Annotated in this window: 18 protein-coding genes; 9 read left to right on the plus strand and 9 right to left on the minus strand. The window is 62.4% G+C overall.

What is annotated here, in order from left to right; translation table 11 throughout:
* The first annotated feature begins 134 nt into the window (after positions 1-134).
* A complete protein-coding gene (locus OIM99_RS04530; protein WP_311849137.1) occupies positions 135-374 on the plus strand; it encodes a hypothetical protein in 240 nt (79 codons plus the stop codon).
* Positions 375-376: 2 nt separating this feature from the next.
* Positions 377-679: a hypothetical protein gene (locus OIM99_RS04535; RefSeq protein WP_311849138.1), complete on the plus strand. Its 303-nt coding sequence runs from the start codon at positions 377-379 to the stop codon at positions 677-679.
* Between the two features lie 65 nt (positions 680-744).
* On the opposite strand, the gene OIM99_RS04540 is transcribed toward OIM99_RS04535, so the two are convergent.
* The 4 genes from OIM99_RS04540 to OIM99_RS04555 all read right to left on the minus strand — a co-directional run bounded on the left by OIM99_RS04540 (position 745) and on the right by OIM99_RS04555 (position 4,508).
* Positions 745-1,380, minus strand: coding sequence for a hypothetical protein (locus tag OIM99_RS04540; protein WP_311849139.1), 636 nt, complete (start codon positions 1,378-1,380; stop codon positions 745-747).
* 34 nt (positions 1,381-1,414) lie between these two features.
* Entirely contained in the window at positions 1,415-2,062 is a 648-nt protein-coding gene (locus tag OIM99_RS04545) for a LysE family translocator (protein ID WP_311849140.1), read from the minus strand.
* Positions 2,063-2,134: 72 nt separating this feature from the next.
* Positions 2,135-2,599: a cupin domain-containing protein gene (locus OIM99_RS04550; RefSeq protein WP_311849141.1), complete on the minus strand. Its 465-nt coding sequence runs from the start codon at positions 2,597-2,599 to the stop codon at positions 2,135-2,137.
* A 286-nt stretch (positions 2,600-2,885) separates the two neighbouring features.
* Positions 2,886-4,508, minus strand: a complete 1,623-nt coding sequence (locus tag OIM99_RS04555; RefSeq protein WP_311849142.1) for an ABC-F family ATP-binding cassette domain-containing protein — start codon at positions 4,506-4,508, stop codon at positions 2,886-2,888.
* 217 nt (positions 4,509-4,725) lie between these two features.
* Here OIM99_RS04555 and OIM99_RS04560 point away from each other — a divergent pair, with 217 nt between their 5' ends.
* Positions 4,726-5,949, plus strand: a complete 1,224-nt coding sequence (locus OIM99_RS04560) for a tlde1 domain-containing protein (RefSeq protein ID WP_311849143.1) — start codon at positions 4,726-4,728, stop codon at positions 5,947-5,949.
* On the opposite strand, the gene OIM99_RS04565 is transcribed toward OIM99_RS04560, so the two are convergent.
* The 3 genes from OIM99_RS04565 to OIM99_RS04575 all read right to left on the minus strand — a co-directional run bounded on the left by OIM99_RS04565 (position 5,950) and on the right by OIM99_RS04575 (position 7,848).
* Positions 5,950-6,846, minus strand: coding sequence for an NAD(P)/FAD-dependent oxidoreductase (locus OIM99_RS04565; protein ID WP_311849144.1), 897 nt, complete (start codon positions 6,844-6,846; stop codon positions 5,950-5,952).
* The gene (locus OIM99_RS04570) at positions 6,836-7,297 is read right to left on the minus strand and encodes an Rrf2 family transcriptional regulator (RefSeq protein WP_311849145.1); all 462 of its coding nucleotides are present in this window, start codon (positions 7,295-7,297) and stop codon (positions 6,836-6,838) included. The genes OIM99_RS04565 and OIM99_RS04570 overlap by 11 nt, the downstream gene beginning before the upstream one ends.
* Positions 7,298-7,404: 107 nt before the next feature.
* Positions 7,405-7,848, minus strand: a complete 444-nt coding sequence (locus tag OIM99_RS04575; protein WP_311849146.1) for a hypothetical protein — start codon at positions 7,846-7,848, stop codon at positions 7,405-7,407.
* A gap of 228 nt (positions 7,849-8,076) precedes the next feature.
* On the opposite strand from OIM99_RS04575, the gene OIM99_RS04580 reads away from it, so the two are divergent.
* From OIM99_RS04580 to OIM99_RS04605, 6 genes are all read left to right on the plus strand, one after another.
* A complete protein-coding gene (locus tag OIM99_RS04580; RefSeq protein WP_409371469.1) occupies positions 8,077-8,964 on the plus strand; it encodes an oxaloacetate decarboxylase in 888 nt (295 codons plus the stop codon).
* A 276-nt stretch (positions 8,965-9,240) separates the two neighbouring features.
* The gene (locus OIM99_RS04585) at positions 9,241-10,119 is read left to right on the plus strand and encodes an alpha/beta hydrolase (protein ID WP_311849147.1); all 879 of its coding nucleotides are present in this window, start codon (positions 9,241-9,243) and stop codon (positions 10,117-10,119) included.
* An 18-nt stretch (positions 10,120-10,137) separates the two neighbouring features.
* Positions 10,138-10,557: a RidA family protein gene (locus tag OIM99_RS04590; protein WP_311849148.1), complete on the plus strand. Its 420-nt coding sequence runs from the start codon at positions 10,138-10,140 to the stop codon at positions 10,555-10,557.
* Between the two features lie 110 nt (positions 10,558-10,667).
* The gene (locus tag OIM99_RS04595) at positions 10,668-12,758 is read left to right on the plus strand and encodes a hydantoinase/oxoprolinase family protein (RefSeq protein ID WP_311849149.1); all 2,091 of its coding nucleotides are present in this window, start codon (positions 10,668-10,670) and stop codon (positions 12,756-12,758) included.
* Positions 12,759-12,762: 4 nt separating this feature from the next.
* Positions 12,763-14,982 (plus strand): hydantoinase B/oxoprolinase family protein, encoded by a 2,220-nt coding sequence (locus OIM99_RS04600; protein WP_311849150.1) that lies wholly within the window; start codon positions 12,763-12,765, stop codon positions 14,980-14,982.
* 9 nt (positions 14,983-14,991) lie between these two features.
* The gene (locus OIM99_RS04605) at positions 14,992-15,792 is read left to right on the plus strand and encodes a dienelactone hydrolase family protein (RefSeq protein ID WP_311849151.1); all 801 of its coding nucleotides are present in this window, start codon (positions 14,992-14,994) and stop codon (positions 15,790-15,792) included.
* A gap of 162 nt (positions 15,793-15,954) precedes the next feature.
* Here OIM99_RS04605 and OIM99_RS04610 read toward each other — a convergent pair whose 3' ends face one another.
* Together OIM99_RS04610 and OIM99_RS04615 are read right to left on the minus strand one after the other, a co-directional pair.
* On the minus strand, positions 15,955-17,268 hold the full coding sequence (locus tag OIM99_RS04610) for a TRAP transporter large permease (protein WP_311849152.1): 1,314 nt from the start codon (positions 17,266-17,268) through the stop codon (positions 15,955-15,957).
* A 13-nt stretch (positions 17,269-17,281) separates the two neighbouring features.
* Complete coding sequence (locus tag OIM99_RS04615; protein WP_311849153.1) at positions 17,282-17,791, minus strand: TRAP transporter small permease; 510 nt, start codon at positions 17,789-17,791, stop codon at positions 17,282-17,284.
* Positions 17,792-17,911 lie beyond the last annotated feature (120 nt).

The raw sequence follows: 17,911 nt of genomic DNA on the forward strand, positions 1-17,911 counted from the left end.
GGCTGGCGGGCCTGTTGCGCAAGGCGCTTGACTTTTTGTTCCTCTTTTGTTCTCATACGGACAGCCTGCTCCGGCGGGCATTGCCGATCCTGTTCTGCGTGTCCGCTGCGTGAGCGGCGCGCGGGAGGTGCGTGATGAGCGATGTGACCTATTACGTGGCTTTGCCCTTCGTCGCCAATGAAGAGGGCGACCTGGTGGCCGGCGAGGCCCGCGACTATCAGAACAGCCAGGCAGCCCTGCGCGGCGCCCGGTCGATGGCGGCGGTCAGTGCCGGCGCCATTGCTTTCTCGCGCACGGGCGACCCCTCCGCCGGCGATTTCGCCCCGGCGGTGATCCTCGCCCGCTTTGGCGAAACCCCCAACGAGGTTGAGTGACCATGCGTGCTGCAGCCCAACAGATTGCCCGTCCGTTCACCCGGCAAGATGCCATTCGACATGCCGTGCGCCGCGAGCTCGTCGCCGATGTCCGGCGCGAACTCATCCGCATGCCGAGCCGCCATCGCGAGATTTCCATCGAGAGCGACGACGGCCATGTGGCGCTGACGCTGCATGGCAATGCGCCCGAGCGCGTACTGTTTTCGCCGAGCGAAGCGCGCAAACTTATCGCCGAGATCGAACAGGCGCTGAATCGTGGCTTTGGGCGCGATATGGATGCGATCAGGCGCAGTGTGTCGACATAGTCGACGACGATCCGCTGTCCGTGGCAGCGTACTGGCACGGCAACTCCATCAGCGGCATCTGAAGACTATTTCTTGCCACTAGGCTGTCGGCTCCACCAATGGCAATTGGTCCCCCATTTTTCGAACATTGAATGCCGCGCAATGCCAAACTGCAATTCTGAGAAGGCCATCTGCCGATAACTCCAGCCATAAACTTTGCAGTCCTTGAGAACCGCCGCATGAATAAAATGCGTATCGTCAAGATGCTTACCTTTACTAAGAATATAATTTATCTCTAGCCAAAATAGATGCTGAATGGATTCAGCGAAAGAATGAGAGACAACGGCCTCGGGCTCTAGTTGCGCGATGGCCCGCTCTTTCACTTTGTCGAGAATAAACATGCTGAGTGGCACGATCACCAGCCCAAAGATCGCGGCGGAAATAAACGCCGCCCAGCGCGATTTAATCCATATCGAAACCGTAACGGTTGCGATCACACCCACCAGTATAGGTATGAGCACATACCAGTTTGGCAAAGCAAAGATGCCAAACAAAGTTGTCGGAGAACCGAAGTAAACGAGGCTGCAAGCGATCAGCGTCAGAATCGCAATCGCGAAGCGCCAAGCGCAGCCGCTAAAAGGTTCGCAACCTCTGTCGGCAAAGGCCTGAGGTTCGCCATTCTCGTGCGATGACCCGTGCTGGTCAGGCTGATCAGAAGGCATGGGCACCGACCAAGGATGGCAACATCCCGCCCCGCTACTTCTTCTGATTGCCGGCGAAAGCCGCCGTCACGCCGAGACCGATGAAGAGCGCGCCGGTGACATAGCGTTCGCTCTTCAAGAACGTGGCGTTGTTTTTCAGCCAGTGACGGGCGCTGCCGGCGGCGAGCGCATAGCAACTGTCGGTGATCAGGCCGAGCAGGACGAAGATGAAGCCAAGGATGGCCATCTGCATGGCGACATGGCCACGTTCCGGCTCGACGAATTGCGGCAGGAAAGCCAGGAAGAACAGCGCCGTCTTCGGATTCAGAAGATTGACGATGAAGCCGTCGCGCAGCAGACGTTTGTGGTCATGCGAGGGCATGTCGCCCAAGGCCATGGGCTCGGCTGGCCCAAAAATCTTGCGCAGGCCGAGCCAGATCAGATAGGCGGCACCGGCATATTTGACGAGGCCGAAGGCCAGCGCCGAAGCCGCCAGGACGGCGGACAATCCAAGCGCCGCCGCGGCGATGTGGACGAGCGTCGCCGTGTGAATACCGATGATGGACACCAGGCCCGCGCCGCGCCCCTGTGCCAGCGAGCGGCCGACCACATAGAGAACGGCCGGGCCCGGAATGAGCAGCAGCGCCAAAGCGGCGCTGGCGAAGAGACCGAGATTGGCGGCGCCGGGGGTGACGATATCCATGATGGTTTCGCGTTCTGACGATGAAAGAAGGACGGCCATCAAGCCCGATCCAACTCCGGTGCGTCAACAGCCCTATTGGGCCAGGGTCACATTGTTTTCGACATTGGCCGGCGTCACGTCGAAGACGATGAGGCGCACGGGCTCGTCGCCTTTGTTGCGGCCGAGATGGCGCTGCCCGATCATTTCCACCACCACTTCGCCCGGCTTGTAGTGATAGATCTGATTGGTGTCGCGGTTCTCCACTTCGAGTTCGCCCTGCAGCACATAGGCGAAGCGCGGATAGGGATGCTGGTGCAGCGGCAGAACAGCGCCGGGCGCGATGATATATTCGCCAGCGATCACCCGGCCCGGCTCCTTCGGAAAGAGCAGCACCTGGCCAGACGCGGTGATCGTCGTCGAGATGATCGGTTTGACGCGCACGGGCGCCGGCACGAAAGGCGGCTGCGTCGCCTGCGGGGCCTGCAAGGTCACCGGACCTTCGGCGAAAGCGGCGCCACACAGCAGAACCGCAAGACAGACCAGACCGACACGCCGCATGACATCCTCCCCATCGGAAAGGCAGCAGCATAGCGCCGATCCTTTCAGAAAAGATCAATGCGGCAAAATATTTGGCAGGTTGTTGAAAGCCTTGGTGTCATCAAGTCGCTTGAATACATCGCAGCCTTCGTGTCATCCCGGACACGCGCAGCGTGATCCGGGATCCAGGTGCCACCACTTCCATGTCGGCGATAACTCGCCTGATACGGAGCATTTCGTCGGATGTTACCACGCGCCCCTGGTTCCCGGATCGCCTGCGGCGTCCGGGATGACATGGAGAGCCGGTTCAGTGCCGCAGGCCCGGCGCTTCCTGGCCGGTGCGGGCGACATAATCGACATAGCCGCCGCCATATTGATGGACGCCGTCCGGCGTCAGTTCCAGCACGCGGTTCGACAGCGCCGCCAGGAAATGGCGATCATGCGAGACGAACAGCATGGTGCCTTCGTAATTGGCGAGCGCCTGGATCAACATCTCCTTGGTGCCCATGTCGAGATGGTTGGTTGGCTCGTCGAGCACCAGAAAATTCGGCGGATCGTAGAGCATTTTCGCCATCACGAGCCGCGCCTTCTCGCCGCCCGAGAGCACGCGGCATTTCTTCTCGACATCGTCGCCCGAGAAACCGAAACAGCCGGCGAGCGCGCGCAGCGAGCCCTGCCCGGCCTGCGGAAAGGAATCTTCCAGCGATTGAAACACCGTGCGATCGCCATCCAGAAGATCCATGGCGTGCTGGGCGAAATAGCCCATCTTGACGCTGCCGCCGAGCGCCACCGTGCCATCGTCGGGCTCGGTCGAGCCGGCGATCAGCTTCAGCAAAGTCGATTTGCCGGCGCCATTGATGCCCATCACACACCAGCGCTCCTTGCGGCGCACGGTGAAATCGAAGCCTTCGTAAATGGCGCGATTGCCGTAGCGCTTGTACACGTTCTTGAGCGCCACCACGTCGTCGCCGGAGCGCGGCGCCGGCGGGAATTCGAACATCACGCTCTGGCGGCGGCGCGGCGGCTCGACGCGATCGATCTTCTCCAGTTTCTTGACGCGGCTTTGCACTTGCGCCGCATGGGAGGCGCGCGCCTTGAAACGCTCGATGAACTTGATCTCCTTGGCGAGCATGGCCTGCTGGCGCTCGAACTGCGCCTGCTGCTGCTTCTCGTTCATCGCGCGCTGCTGTTCGTAGAACTCATAATCGCCGGAAAAAGTCGTCAGCGTGCCGCCATCGATCTCGATGATCTTGCCGACGATGCGGTTCATGAAAGCGCGATCATGCGAGGTCATCAGCAGCGCGCCGTCATAACCTTTCAGAAAGTCCTCGAGCCAGATCAGGCTTTCGAGATCGAGATGGTTGCTCGGCTCATCCAGCAGCATGGCATCGGGACGCATCAAGAGGATGCGGGCCAAAGCTACGCGCATTTTCCAGCCGCCCGAGAGCGCGCCGACATCGCCGTCCATCATCTCCTGGGTGAAGCTGAGGCCGGCTAGAACTTCGCGCGCCCGCCCGTCGAGCGCATAGCCGTCGAGCTCCTCGAACCGCGCCTGCACCTCGCCATAGCGCTCGATCAGGCTTTCCATCTCGTCGGCCCGGTCGGGGTCGACCATGGCGGTCTCCAATTCCTTCAGCTCGGCCGCGACGACGGAGACCGGGCCGGCGCCATCCATCACTTCGGCGACGGCGCTGCGGCCGGACATTTCGCCAACATCCTGGCTGAAATAGCCGATGGTGGTGCCGCGATCGACGCCAACCTGGCCTTCGTCGGGCAGTTCCTGGCCGGTTATCATCCGGAACAAAGTGGTCTTGCCGGCGCCGTTCGGCCCGACGAGGCCGACTTTTTCGCCCTTGAGGAGCCCGGCCGAAGCCTCGATGAAGAGAATCTGGTGGCCGTTCTGTTTGCTGATGTTGTCGAGGCGGATCATGGAACCAAAGGCAGTTTTGCGAGGATTTGGCGCGCTCTATGGCACGGACGGGTGACAGCCAGAATGTGACGAAGGGTCCACCGGCCGGTTTTCGGGGGCTGCGTCCCTCATCGGAACAGCAAAAAGCCCGAGATAAGCCTGGACTTTATCGAAGATTAACCAAACGGGCGCTGAATGAGCTGCGATTAAAGTTTGTGTCTCTGTTGAGTCAAATCCTATGCAGCCCAGCCCAGTCTCAGGCGGCCCGGTTCCGCACCGCCATCGCCTGACCCGTCGCGGCACGTTTCTCTCAGCAGTCGGCTTCTCCGCGCTCCTGATCGCCTCGATCGGGATCGGCGGCCATCTGGCAACCCAGAACGGCGTTTTCGGCCTGACTGGCGCCAGTTCGCCCACCCCCGGGGTCTCCTTTGAGGTGACCGGCAGCATTCCGCCGGACCAGCCGATCGATCCGACACTGACGGCTGCGCCGGTCCGCCGGGCGATCGCGGCCACCGCCGAAGACTATGCCTTGATGATGCAGCCGGCGCCGACCCTGCCGGCGGGGATCATGGCCTTCCGCCAGGACGCGCCTGTCGCGTCGGGCTTCCGCATCGCCCGCGCCATTCCCGAAGCGCCGGTCGAGCTACCGACCGAGACCCAGACCGTTGAAGTCGCGCCGGCCGAACCGGCACCGCAAGCCGTGGCGGCCCTGGAGCCAGCGACGCTCGATCCAGAACCGCTGCCGAACGTGCCCATGCCGGTGCCGCGTCCGCCGGAGCTGCGTTTCCCCGAGCCGCAGACGCGCGCCAGCAGGCAGACGCAACGGGCGCAGACGACGGTCGTGCCGGCGACGCCGCCGACGCAGGCCGCCGACAATCGCTCCTTCTTCGAAAAACTGTTCAACCCGCAACCGGCGACGGCGCCGGGACCGGCGCTCGCCTATGCCTCGCCGGAAGCCGACATCAATCTGCGCCCGAGCGTCCGCGTCAATCCGGCACCCAATCCGACGGTCGCGGCCGGCACCGCCGTCTACAATATTGTCGCGCGTACGGTAACGATGCCGAACGGCGACGTGCTCGAAGCCCATTCCGGCCTTGGCGACAAGATGGACGATCCGCGCTTCGTACATGTGCGCATGCAGGGCCCGACGCCGGTCGGCACCTATAATCTGGTCGAACGCGAAGCGCTGTTCCACGGCGTGCGCGCCATCCGCATGAACCCAGTCGGCGGCAGCGGCGCCATTCACGGCCGCGCCGGCATTCTGGCGCACACCTATATGCTGGGACCGCGCGGCGATTCCAACGGCTGCATCTCCTTCAAGGACTACAACCGTTTCCTGCAGGCCTTCCTGCGCGGCGAGGTGAACCGCATCGTTGTCGTCAGCGGCCTCGCGCAAGATCCGGTGCCGAGCTATGCGTCGCGCCGCAACGGCCGCCGCGTGGCGACCAACGACGGCGTATAGCTATCCAAAGATCAATGCGTGGTGCACGCCAGCACCGGCCATCACGCCATCGGCTGAGGCGAAAGTGGCATTGTGCATCGGCCTGGCGATATCACCCGCCGCATAGACGCCGGGCACGCTCGTCTGTTTCGTCGCATCGGTCTGAATGACGCGGCCCAAAGGACCGTCATCGAGCGCGCAGCCCAATTGTTCGGCGATCGGACATTGGAAGGATGTGCGCGGCGCGACGAAGAGCGAGGCCAGTTCGACAAGACGGCCGTCGGCAAGACGCACGCCCGTCAGATCAGGACTTTCGCCTTCAAGCGCGACGACTTTCTCCGGTTCGATCGTGACATTGCGGGCGGCCAGACGCGCCGATGTCTCATCATCGGGCCTGGCACCGCCATTGAGAAAGAACGTCGTCGGCCCCCAATCGGCGATGAGCTGTGCCTGAAAGGCGGAATGCCCATGCAGATTGAGCACGCCGAGCGGGCGATGCAGAAACTCATAGCCGTGACAATAGGGACAATGATTGACGGTCGCGCCCCAACGTTCGCGCAAGCCCGGCAGATCGGGCAGATCATCCCTGAGACCGAAAGCCAGCACGAGCTTGCGACCGATCAACGACGGGCCGCCATCGACTTTGACGGCGAAGCCATCACCTTCCGCACTGGCTTCACGCGCCAGCCCGTCGACGAAGCGGACGCTCGGATAAGCGGCGAGCTTGCCTCGCGCCTGCGCCAACATCTCACCTGGCGGCATGCCATCCTGGCCGAAGAAGCCGTGCGAGGCAGCCGCGAAGCGATTGCGCGGTTCGCCGCCGTCGACGACGCAAACGGCGCGATTGGCGCGGGCGAGCTGCATGGCGGCGGACAGGCCGGCAAAACTGCCGCCGATGATCAACGCATCATAACGCATGGGTCTGGCTTTCCTTGGTGAGGCCGCGCGCCGCGAGGCGGCGATTGAAGTCTTTCGACAGATCGGCCAGCGTCACCGCCTTCAGATGTTTGACGAAGACGTCTTCGACTTCGCGAAAGGTGTCATTGAGCGCGCGATTGACTGCCTGTTCGACGAGACAGCCTGGCGCTTCGCTCCGATGGCCCATGGCAATGACCGGGGGCTCGCCGACGGCGGCGTAAATATCCGCCAGAGTGACGGTTGCCGGATCGCAGGCGATGAGCCAGCCGCCGCCATGGCCCTTGGCCGAGGTGACGAACCCCTGTTCGCGCAACCCAGCCATGACACGACGGACGACCACCGGATTGGTGCCCATCATCAAGGCCAGATGTTCCGATGTCGCTGGCGTCTTGCTGCCGAGCATGTGCAGGAGGACGTGCAGGACGCCCGAGAGTTTGCTGTCTCGCTTCATGCAACTTTATATGTTACATGATGAGGCGAAAGTCAAGCACCCGCCGAAGCGGGTGCTGAAAACGATTGGTGTGATGCTATTCGGGCAAAATCGCTTCGCGATTTGCTTTAACGCAGCGAGATCGACAGGCCGCTGAGATCGACATTGGCCATCAGGCCAACCTGCCGACCTTCCAGACGCAGGACCGCGCCCTTGTTGTTTTGCAGCACGATGGCACCGGCACCGACGCCGACCGCGCCACCGGCACCCACGGCGCCATAAACACCCGAGACATCGGAGGGGCGACGGATATTGGTGACCCGGCCGCGCAAGGTGGCTTGCGAGGCACCGAAGACCAGGCCGGCGCTCAGGCCACCGACCGACAAGGGATAGCTGCGGCCGCGGAAGCGCAGCACACCATCGCCGCCAGAAGCGCCGACGAAGAAGCCGCCCTTGACGACGTTGAGGCGAACGGAGCCGCTATCGGCCAAGGCACTCGAAGTGCCTGCGACGGAAGCGACGGCGACAGCGGCGCTGAAAGCGACCGCACCAACAAAAGCTGAAATCCGCATGATGTGCTCCGTTCAAATTTAACCGATAGGTCCTGCTCGGACCGGGTGAGAAGGAAATCATTATCGCCTGATAAAAGTTCCATCCGGGCGGCCTTCCGGGCAAGGGCGGAAAGTCACGTTTTATCCAAGCGGTCTGGATATTATCACTTTTCCGGCCTGTGTTTTTCATTCGCCGGAGTGACGTGCTACAGCACTGTCATGAAGACCGGCTGCGCCGGCAGCCCAAAAATGACGATAGGAACGATGATGCAGGCGACTTCAGGATTGCCGGAACAATTGCGCGGTACGGACATTGTCGTTGCACCGGGTATCTATGATGCCTTCACGGCTTTCGTCGCCGAACGCGCCGGCTTCTCCTGCCTCTATCTCTCCGGCGCGAACGTCGCCTATACGCGGCTCGGGCGGCCAGACATCGGCCTCGTCACCGCGACGGAAATGGCCGAAACTCTGTCGCTGATCACCGCGCGTGTCGCCTGCCCCATCATCGTCGACGGCGATACCGGCTATGGCAATGCGCTCAATACGCAGCGCACCGTGCGCCTGTTCGAACGCGCCGGCGCGGCGGCAATTCAGATCGAGGATCAGACCTTTCCCAAGCGCTGCGGCCATCTGCGCAACAAGAGCGTCATTACGTCTGGCGAGATGGTCGGCAAGATCAAGGCGGCCGTCGACGCACGCGCCTCCGAGCGCATGCTGGTGATCGCGCGCACCGATGCGGTGGCCGTGGAGGGATTGGAGCCTGCGCTCGAGCGCGCCGCGCGTTATGCTGAGGCCGGCGCCGATATTCTGTTCGTGGAAGCGCCGCCGTCGCGCGACGATCTCGCCGCGATCCGCACGCGCTTCGGCGACCAGCGGCCTTTGATGGCCAATATGGTGGAGGGCGGGCGCACGCCGACGCTCAGCGCCAACGAACTCGCCCAGATCGGCTTCAAACTGGTGATTTTCCCCGGCGGCATCGTGCGCGCGCTCGGCCGCCTGACACAAGACTATTACGGCAATCTGCGCCAGCAAGGCAGCAACGCGGCGATGAAAGACCGCATGCTGGATTTCGACGGCCTCAACGACTTGCTCGGCACCGACGCCTTGCTCGCCGACGCGGCGCAATACGAAGGCTGACCTATCCCGGCTGTTGGCGGTACGCTGCCAACAGCCGGCTCCCGCCGCCCAAATGTGCTAGCCAGCTATCACAATAGGCCCGCAAAGGCGTCGTCCGACCTCCTTCTGACACATCGCAAATTTCCGACTTTCCGCTGAACCGCAGCACTTTCAAGCGCTTCGCTCGCCGCAAAGGGATAATCTTATAGTCTTTTGTAAATTTAGGTTGCCAAGCCGCCCGGCTTCCCCTACGACGGTCGCCTCAGAAATGATGCCTGCAACGACGCGGAGGATGCGATGGGCAAGGGAGGCACAGGTGGCGGACTGCGTTCGCGCTGGGTGAAAGTGAACGGCATCAAGACGCATTACATGGAAGCCGGCGGCGACGGCCCGGTGATCGTCATGCTGCATGGCGGCGGCCATGGCTCTTCCGGTCAATCGGGCATGGGCGCGCTGATGGAAGCGCTCTCCCCGCATTTCCGCGTCATCGCGCCGGATTCTATCGGCGGTTATGGCGAAACCGACGTTTCGGCGCCGACGCCCCACGGCCTGCTCAACCGCATCGACCAGGCGCGGGATTTCGTCGATACGCTTTGTCTCGACAGGTTCACCATTCTCGGCAATTCGCAGGGCGCTTTCGCCGCCGCGCGCTATGCGCTGGAAAACCCCGAGCGGGTTGAGAAAATGGTGCTGATCTCCTCACTCACCATCGGCCAATGCATGGGCATCGAACAGGCGCCGACCGATGCGATGCGCGCCTTGATGGGCTATGACGGCACGCCGCAGGCGATGCGCAAAATGCTCGAAGGCCTCGTCGTCGACCGCTCCAAGATCACCGACGAACTGATCGACCGCCGGCAGGCGAGCGCGACGCGGCCGGGCGCCATGGAAGCCATGGATCGCTTCCTGAAAGCCACTGGCGGCCTCAACAAACACCCGATTCTGTCGATGCACATGAACCTGCGCGACAGCCTGCCGAAATTGACGAAAGTGCTGCCGACGATCTTCGTCTGGGGCAACGAAGATCCGTTCGCTTTGCCGGAAACCGGCCGCAAGCTCGAGCCGCTGCTGCCGGACGTGAAATTCCACTGGATCGCCGATGCCGGCCATCAGGTGCAGACCGATAAGCCCGACGTCGTCGGCGACATCATCCGTCAGTTCGTTCTCGGAAAATAGACAACGCGGGAGGGACGTTTGGGGGCACAGCTCGATCGCCAATCCATGGCGCAATCACCGCAAGCACCCGAACGCATGGCCGGCATGGTGCCGGGCGTGCGCGCGGGCGGCTTCCTGTTTCTATCGGCCATTCGTGGCCGCGAGCCGCAAAGTGGCGACAAAGCCGGCGGCATGAGTGACGATCCTCTGACCCAGGCGCGCCAGGCGCTGAAGAACCTCGAAGCGGTGCTCGCCGCTTCGGGCGCGACTTTGGCGCATGTGGTGAAAGTGACGCTCTACCTGCACGATCTGGAGAAGCGCACGCCCTTCCATCAGGCGTGGATGGAGTTCTTTCCTCAGGATCCGCCGGCACGCATCGCCATCTGCGTCGCCGATGCCAATGCCGCCCCCGGCGGCAAGGCCCATTTCGCCCTGGACGTCATCGCGCTGGCGCCATGAGTGCCGCCGAAGGACCAAGAATTAGGGCATGTATTGCGACCGTAAGGTCGGACATTTGTAACACTGCAACATTGGTTCTGGCTGTCGTCAGGCCATGAGAGGGAAACGCAATGGCGTATTACGTAGGTACGGATATTGGCGGCACGTTCACCGATCTGGTGATGCTGGATGACACGGGCGATGTCACCATCGTCAAAGCGCCGACCACCCCCGACGACCGCACGCGCGGCGTGCTCGATGCCTTCACGCTGGCGGCCGAGGCCAAGGGCCTCACCCGCGACAAGCTGATTTCGCAACTCGCCTATTTCGCCCACGGCACGACGGCGGCGACCAATGCCTTCATCGAACGCAAGGGCGTCAAGACCGGCCTGCTGACGACGCGCGGCTTTCGCGACACTTTACGCATCCAGCGCTGCATGGCGAGCTGGGCCGGCCTGTCCGATCACGAAATCGCGCATTTCTCCGAACGTTCGACACCGCAGCCCTTGGTCGACATCGATCTGATCGAGCCGATCATCGAACGTATCGACTACAAAGGCGCGGTGGTCGTGCCGTTGGACGAAGAAGCGGCGCGCGCCAGCATCAAGCGCCTGGTCGACGCCGGCGTGGAGGCCATCGCCGTCACTTTGCTCTGGTCGTTCCGCAATCCTGCGCATGAGCGCCGGCTCGCCGAACTGGTGAACGAGATCGCGCCTGGTGTGTTCGTCACCATTTCGTCGTCGCTCATTCCCGTGCTCGGCGAATATGAGCGGACATCGACCACCTGCATCAATTCCTATCTCGGCCCGGTCATCAACCGCTATATCAACGGGCTCGAAAATTCGATCCGCACCGCCGGCTTCGATGGTCCGATCTCGATCATGGAATCGGGCGGCGGCGTGCTGCCGGCGAATGAAGCGGCGTTCCAGGCCGCCAATCTGCTCACCTCAGGTCCGGCCGGCGGCGTGCTCGCCTCGCTGAAACTCGGCGAACAGCTCGGCTACGATAACATTCTCACCACCGACATGGGCGGCACGAGCTTCGATGTCGGCGTCATCGTCAATGGCCGGCCGCTGTTGGAAAACATCCGCGAGGTCGGTCGCTTTCACGTGGCCCTGCCCTCGATCAAGGTGACGGCCATCGGCGCCGGCGGCGGTTCGATCGCGCGCATCCATGCCGGCCATCTGATGGTTGGCCCGGAAAGTGCCGGCGCCGTGCCCGGCCCCGCCTGCTATCGCCGCGGCGGCACCGAGCCGACGATCACCGATGCCGACGTCGTGCTCGGCATGATCGATCCGGCGTATTTTCTGGGCGGCAAGATGGATCTCGATATCGCCGCCTCCGAGCGGGCGATCAACGATCACATCGCCAAGCCGCTCGGCCTCTCCCTGCATGAAGCGGCGGCCGGCATTCGCGAAGTCGCCAACAATCAGATGGCCGACCTGTTGCGCCGAGTCACCACGCGCTCGGGCTACGATCCCAGAAACTTCGTCGTCTTCGCCTATGGCGGCGCCGGACCGACCCATGCCTATCACTACAGTTCGGTGGCCGGCATTTCGACCGTCGTGGTGCCCAAGACCGCCTCGGGCCACTCTGCCTTCGGCACGGTGACGGCCGACCGGCATCGCTCGTTCTCGCTTGCTTTCGGCCAGCATGCGCCAGCCCGGTTCAAGCGGGCGTCCGATCATATCGATGCCGGCAAGCTCAACGCCGGTTTCGATCAGCTCGTCGCCCAATGCCGCAAGGCGCTTGGCGACAAGACGCAGATCAAGCGGCTCATCGGCATGCGCTTCCGCCAGCAGGTGCATCAGATCGAAGTCGACGTGCCATCGACCCCGCTCGATGCGGCGGCGATCGATCAGCTCGTCGACAGTTTCGAACAGCGCTACGAGCAGATCTATGGCAAGGGCACCGCGTTGCGCATGTCGGGCGTCGAATTCATCACTCTGCGCGTCGAAGGTCTGACGCCGGTGCAGCGGCCCGATCCGCGCGCCCGCGAAGGCGGCGGTGCGGCGCCAAAGATCGCCGGTACGCGCAAGGTCTATTTCTACGGCGAGGGTTTCAAGGAAACTCCGGTTTATCGCTGGGAGGATCTGAGCCCCGGCCATCCCGTTAAAGGCCCCGCCATCGTCGAGCGCCCCGACACGACCATCGTCGTTGGTGTCGGCCACCGCGCCGAGATCGAACCGTTTGGCAATCTGCTCATTCATTTGAAGGGTTGAGACAATGAGCACCGATACTTTGATTCCGCCCCGCTCCGACGTTTACGACTATGATCGCGTTAAAGTCGATCCGATCACCTTCCAGGTCATCCATCATCGTCTGACCTCGATCACCGACGAACAGGGCGCCACTTTGCAGGCGATTTCCGGTTCGCCTTTGGTCAACGAAGCGACCGATTTCAACACCGGCATCTTCCGCGCCCATGGCGAGATCGTCACCATGGGCAAGACGGTGCTGCTGCACGCCGCTTCCGTGGCGGAAATGGTCAAGAGCATCATCGCCGATTGTTCGGCGAAGCCCGGCATTCGCGCCGGCGACATGTTCCTCGTCAACCATCCCTATAAGGGCTCGCTGCATGCCCCCGACTTCGGTCTGGTGGCGCCGGTGTTCCATGGCGACCAGCGCATCGGCTGGATCGGCGTGTGCTGCCATCAGCTCGATGTCGGCGGCATGGCGCCGGGCGGCTCCTTCCCAGAAGCCACCGACGTGTTGCAGGAAGGCATGCTGATCCCGCCGCTGCGCATCGTCGAGAACGGCGAGTTCCGCGAAGACATTCTGGCGATGATCACCGGCATGTCGCGCCTCTCGACCAATATGAGCCTCGACTTCCGCGGCATGATGGCCGCCAACAAGGTGGCGCTGCGCCGCTTGCAGGAAACCATCGACCAATATGGCATCGACACGGTGCTGTCGGTGATGGACGAAGCCATCGACATGTCGGAACGGGCCGTGCGCGAGCGCCTGGCCAAACTGCCCGATGGGGTCTATCGCGCCCAGACCTTCCTCGACCACGACGGCAAGGAGAACAAGCTCTACCGCATTCACGTGGAGCTGACGAAGACCGGCGACGAGATCACGCTCGATTTCTCTAAATCGGCCGATCAGGCGCCGCGCTTCATGAACTGCACGGAGGGCGGCCTGCTCGCCGGCGTGCGGGCCGCCATGCTGCCGATCCTCGCTTACGATCTGCCGTGGAACGAGGGCGTGTTCAAGCCGATGAAACTGGTGAGCCGGCCGGGCTCGATCGTTTCAGCGCGTTTTCCCGCCCCCGTCAGCCAAGGACCGCTTGGCGCCATGTGGCTGGTCGAGACCGTGGCGACGGCGGCGCTATCGCGCTTGGCCGCCACCGACAAGGACTACATCCATGAGGCGCAGGCTTCGCCGAATGGCGGGCCTGATCTCTATGCTTTCTTCGGCCACAACCAATATGGCGAGCATTTCCACGGCGCGTTGCTCGACATGATCTATGTCGGCGGCGGTGCTTACTCGCACCGCGACGGCCTGACGCCGCAGGGCCATCGCCATATTCCGGCACTGCGCCTGCAGAACGTCGAAGCCAACGAGCAGATCGGACCGATCCTCTATCTCTATCGCAAGTTCACCGCCGATTCTGCCGGCCCCGGCCGCAATCGCGGCGGCGCCAGCGTCGGCGTCGGCTATGTGCTGCATGACATCGACCATATGGATCTGCGGCTTGCCTGCCACTGCTATGAATCGCCGACCTCCTTCGGTCTGTTCGGCGGCTATCCGAGCGGCTGCAACCGTCGCCGCTTTCTCAAGGATGCCCATGCGGACGAGATGATCGCCGCCGGACAACTGCCCTTCGATACGTCTGGCATCCCCGGCGAAGTGCTGACCCTGCCGGCGAAAGTGACTGGCTCGATCCCGATCAACGCCAGCGACATCTATGAATGTGGGCCGAGCGCCGGCGCCGGCTGGGGCGATCCGATCGAACGTGTCGCCAAACAGGTCGCCGAGGACGTGCATTACGGCTTTGTCTCACCTGATATGGCGCGCGTCATTTATGGCGTGGTGCTGCGCGACAATGGCGCGGTGAACGAGGCCGAAACGCAGAATCTGCGTGAGGCCATGCGCGCCGAGCGCCGTGCCTGGCCGGCGCCCAAGACATTGGCCAACAAGCCGGCGCGTGATGCGGCGGGCGATCTCATCGGCCGGTTTGGCGATGCCGCCTCGTTCCAACGCATCAAGGGCCAGAGCTACTTCCGCTGCGATTGCGGCGAAGCGATCGCGCCCGCTGGCGAAAACTGGAAGGACTATGCGCATCAAGCCAGCACGAGCGAAGCCGAGCTTGGTCCGCGCATCACCCTGCATCACCAAATCGAGGCCATGCGGTTTGCCTGCCCGCATTGCGCGCGCTTGCTCGATGTCGAAATCAAGTTGAAGGGCGAAGCGCCGCTCGTCGACGTGGAAATCAAGAACTGAGAGGACGCAATGGCACCGATATTTCCTCTACCGCCGCGGTGGGACCGCAAGGTCGACTGCGGCTGGGTGGAGTTCAAAAGCGGCAATGACGATATCCGTGGGTTTTTCGCGAAGCCCAAGGGCGATGCCAAAGGTCTGCCGGCGATCGTCATGGTGCATGAAAACCTGGGCGTGATCGAACACCGTCAAGACGTGACCAAGCGGTTAGCCGATCTCGGCTATGTCACCCTCACAGTCGACCTGTTCAGCCGCGTCGGCGGGCGTCCGCCGCAGGATTTCGTTGATGTGGAGGATCGGCGCCGCAAGGCCTTCGTGGCCGCGCGCGACGAACAGGCCGTGCCCGATCTCGAAGCCGGCTGCGATTATCTCGCTTCGCTCGGCTGCGTCGACATGAAACGTGTCGGCGCGCTCGGCTATTGCATGGGCGGCGGCACGATGCTCGACTGGATCTGCGGCCAGACCGACCGCGTCAAAGCGGCCGTAGCCTTCTATCCGACAGCGATCGTGCCGCCGCAATGGCGGCTCGACAATCAGGCGCGCTCGCGCATCGCCGTGGCGCCCAATCTCTCCTGCCCGCTCGACGTGCATTTCGGCGAGAAGGACAATGCCGTGCCGCCACAGGAACAGGTGGAGCTGGAACTGGCCCTCGCCCAGGCGAAACAGCCGGTCAATTTCTACCGCCACGCTGGCGCCAACCACGCCTATCACGACGACACCCATCCGAACTATCACGCGGAGGCGTCGAAAGTGAGCTGGGCTCAGACATTGGCCTTCTTCGAGAAGCACCTCGGCAAGCCAATGCCGGCGTAAGATTGACAGGCATTCCAAATGAAAAGGCCGGGCATCTCGCCCGGCCTTTTTATTTGTCCCCCACCACCTAACCGTCATTGCGAGAAGCGAAGCGACGAAGCAATCCAGGAACGCATGGATTGCTTCGCTGCGCTCGCAATGACGCGGGGTGCGTGCCGCGCTTCAATGATGCCCAAACTGGCGCGGCAACCACAAGGTGATGTCGGGGAAGACGATCATCAGGCCGACGATCACCACTTCGGCGGCCAGGAACCAGAGCAGGCCGCGGAAGATCGTCATCAACGGCACCGTGTCGCCGACCACGCTTTTGACGACGAAGGCCTGTAAGCCGATGGGCGGGTGCAGCAGGCCGACCATGATCAGCTTGATCACCAGCATGCCGATCCATACCAGATCGATGTTGAGCTGTTTGCAGATCGGCAGGATGATCGGCACCACGATCAACAGAATGCCGATGCCCTCCAGGAACATGCCGAGCAGAATGATGATGGCGCTGATGATCAGCACGAAGGCCATCGGCGAGGGCGAATATTCGGTGACGATATTGCCGAGGTAGGACGGCACGCCCGACATCGACATGAAGCGGGCAAAGAGCGCCGCGCCGATGAAGATGAAGAAGATCGAGGCGGAGGCCGAGGCCGATTCGACGAGGCTGCGCCACAAAACCGGCAGGCTCATCTGCCGTCGCACCATGGCAATGATGAAAGCGAGCGCGGCGCTGGCGGCGCCAGCTTCCGTCGGCGTCATCACGCCGCTGTAGATGCCGATGAAAATACCGGCGAACAGAACCGGCAGCGGCCAGGAATCGCGCGTCGCCTCGCGCCGCTCCGCCACGGTGAAATCGCGCTCGCCGACCGGCGCCAGCGCCGGATTGAGCTTGCAGCGCACGACGATCATGATGCTGTAGATGAGCGCGGTGAGCAGGCCCGGAATGATGCCGGCGAGGAACAGCGCCGTGATCGAGGCTTCCGTCTCGATGCCGTAGATAATGATGATGATGCTGGGCGGAATCAGCGCGTCGATCGTGCCCGATGCGGCGACGACGGCGGTGGCGAGTGCCTTGTCATAGCGCCGCTGCAGCATTTCCGGGATGGCGATCTTGGCCATGACGGCGGTGACCGCGACGCTCGAACCGGAAATCACGCCAAATGCCGTGCCGGCCATGTTGGTGGCGATGGCAAGGCCGCCCGGCACCCACCAGAACCACATGCGCAGCACCCGGTAGACGGAGATCGTCATCCCTGAATTGAAGGCGAAGGCGCCCATGAGGAAGAACATCGGCACGGCCGACAACGTCCAGCTCGCCGAGAGATCGAACGGCATGCTGCCGATGGAGCCGAAAGCCGCATCCCAGCCGCGAATGAAGAAGATGCCGCCGACGGACACGACGAAAAGCGCCACGGCGATGGGCATGCCAAGGCCGATGAAGGTCAGGAGCACCGCGATGCCGGCGAGACCGATCTGATAATTTGTCACGAGGAATTCCGATTCAATGATGAGCGGGTGCGGCGGCGCGGCGGCCGCCCGAGCACAGGCGCAGAAGCACGGTCAGGAACATGCCGGCACTGCCGATGGGCACGAACCAACGGCTGAGCCAAACGGGAATGAGGAATTCACCGGAGCGCCACATCTCGCCATCGAGCGTGCGCAGATAAGCTTCACGGGCGCTGAACCAGACGAGCGCGGCCATGCAGATGAGGATGATGACGTCGACGAACATCAGCGACAGCCAACGCACGCGCCGCGACATGAGATTCGTGAACACGTCGGCGGAGATATGGCCAGTGCTGCGATCGATGGCGGCGAGCGGGAAGAACACCAGGCTCACCATGTAATAGGCCGAGACGATCTCGATCGTTCCCTCGATCTGTGTGCCGAGGATGAAACGGCTGGCGAGATCGGTACTGACATGGAGCATCATCAACAGCGAAGAAATAGCTGCAATAGCAATAAGATAACTGCTGATGCGGGCGACTTGAACGTCCAGCCACGGCTTCACTTGGGACCCTCCCGTTCCAAGATTATTAAAACAATAGTATAGCCATATATCACAATTTGTCGGCGCCGCCAGTCGCCTCGCAAGATTTGCTCTTCAACATTTGCAGGACGCGGATGATTG

This window comes from Methylocella sp. CPCC 101449 (assembly GCF_031921685.1).
GTDB lineage: Bacteria > Pseudomonadota > Alphaproteobacteria > Rhizobiales > Beijerinckiaceae > Terripilifer.

Excerpts from the sequence above, each read along its gene's own strand:
- OIM99_RS04585 (WP_311849147.1), top strand. The coding sequence starts at position 9,241 with ATGGGCAAGGGAGGCACAGGTGGCGGACTGCGTTCGCGCTGGGTGAAA.
- OIM99_RS04540 (WP_311849139.1), bottom strand. The coding sequence starts at position 1,380 with ATGCCTTCTGATCAGCCTGACCAGCACGGGTCATCGCACGAGAATGGC.
- OIM99_RS04550 (WP_311849141.1), bottom strand. The coding sequence starts at position 2,599 with ATGCGGCGTGTCGGTCTGGTCTGTCTTGCGGTTCTGCTGTGTGGCGCC.
- OIM99_RS04580 (WP_409371469.1), top strand. The coding sequence starts at position 8,077 with ATGACGATAGGAACGATGATGCAGGCGACTTCAGGATTGCCGGAACAA.
- OIM99_RS04530 (WP_311849137.1), top strand. The coding sequence starts at position 135 with ATGAGCGATGTGACCTATTACGTGGCTTTGCCCTTCGTCGCCAATGAA.
- OIM99_RS04545 (WP_311849140.1), bottom strand. The coding sequence starts at position 2,062 with ATGGATATCGTCACCCCCGGCGCCGCCAATCTCGGTCTCTTCGCCAGC.
- OIM99_RS04555 (WP_311849142.1), bottom strand. The coding sequence starts at position 4,508 with ATGATCCGCCTCGACAACATCAGCAAACAGAACGGCCACCAGATTCTC.
- OIM99_RS04560 (WP_311849143.1), top strand. The coding sequence starts at position 4,726 with ATGCAGCCCAGCCCAGTCTCAGGCGGCCCGGTTCCGCACCGCCATCGC.
- OIM99_RS04600 (WP_311849150.1), top strand. The coding sequence starts at position 12,763 with ATGAGCACCGATACTTTGATTCCGCCCCGCTCCGACGTTTACGACTAT.
- OIM99_RS04535 (WP_311849138.1), top strand. The coding sequence starts at position 377 with ATGCGTGCTGCAGCCCAACAGATTGCCCGTCCGTTCACCCGGCAAGAT.
- OIM99_RS04570 (WP_311849145.1), bottom strand. The coding sequence starts at position 7,297 with ATGAAGCGAGACAGCAAACTCTCGGGCGTCCTGCACGTCCTCCTGCAC.
- OIM99_RS04595 (WP_311849149.1), top strand. The coding sequence starts at position 10,668 with ATGGCGTATTACGTAGGTACGGATATTGGCGGCACGTTCACCGATCTG.
- OIM99_RS04605 (WP_311849151.1), top strand. The coding sequence starts at position 14,992 with ATGGCACCGATATTTCCTCTACCGCCGCGGTGGGACCGCAAGGTCGAC.
- OIM99_RS04575 (WP_311849146.1), bottom strand. The coding sequence starts at position 7,848 with ATGCGGATTTCAGCTTTTGTTGGTGCGGTCGCTTTCAGCGCCGCTGTC.
- OIM99_RS04565 (WP_311849144.1), bottom strand. The coding sequence starts at position 6,846 with ATGCGTTATGATGCGTTGATCATCGGCGGCAGTTTTGCCGGCCTGTCC.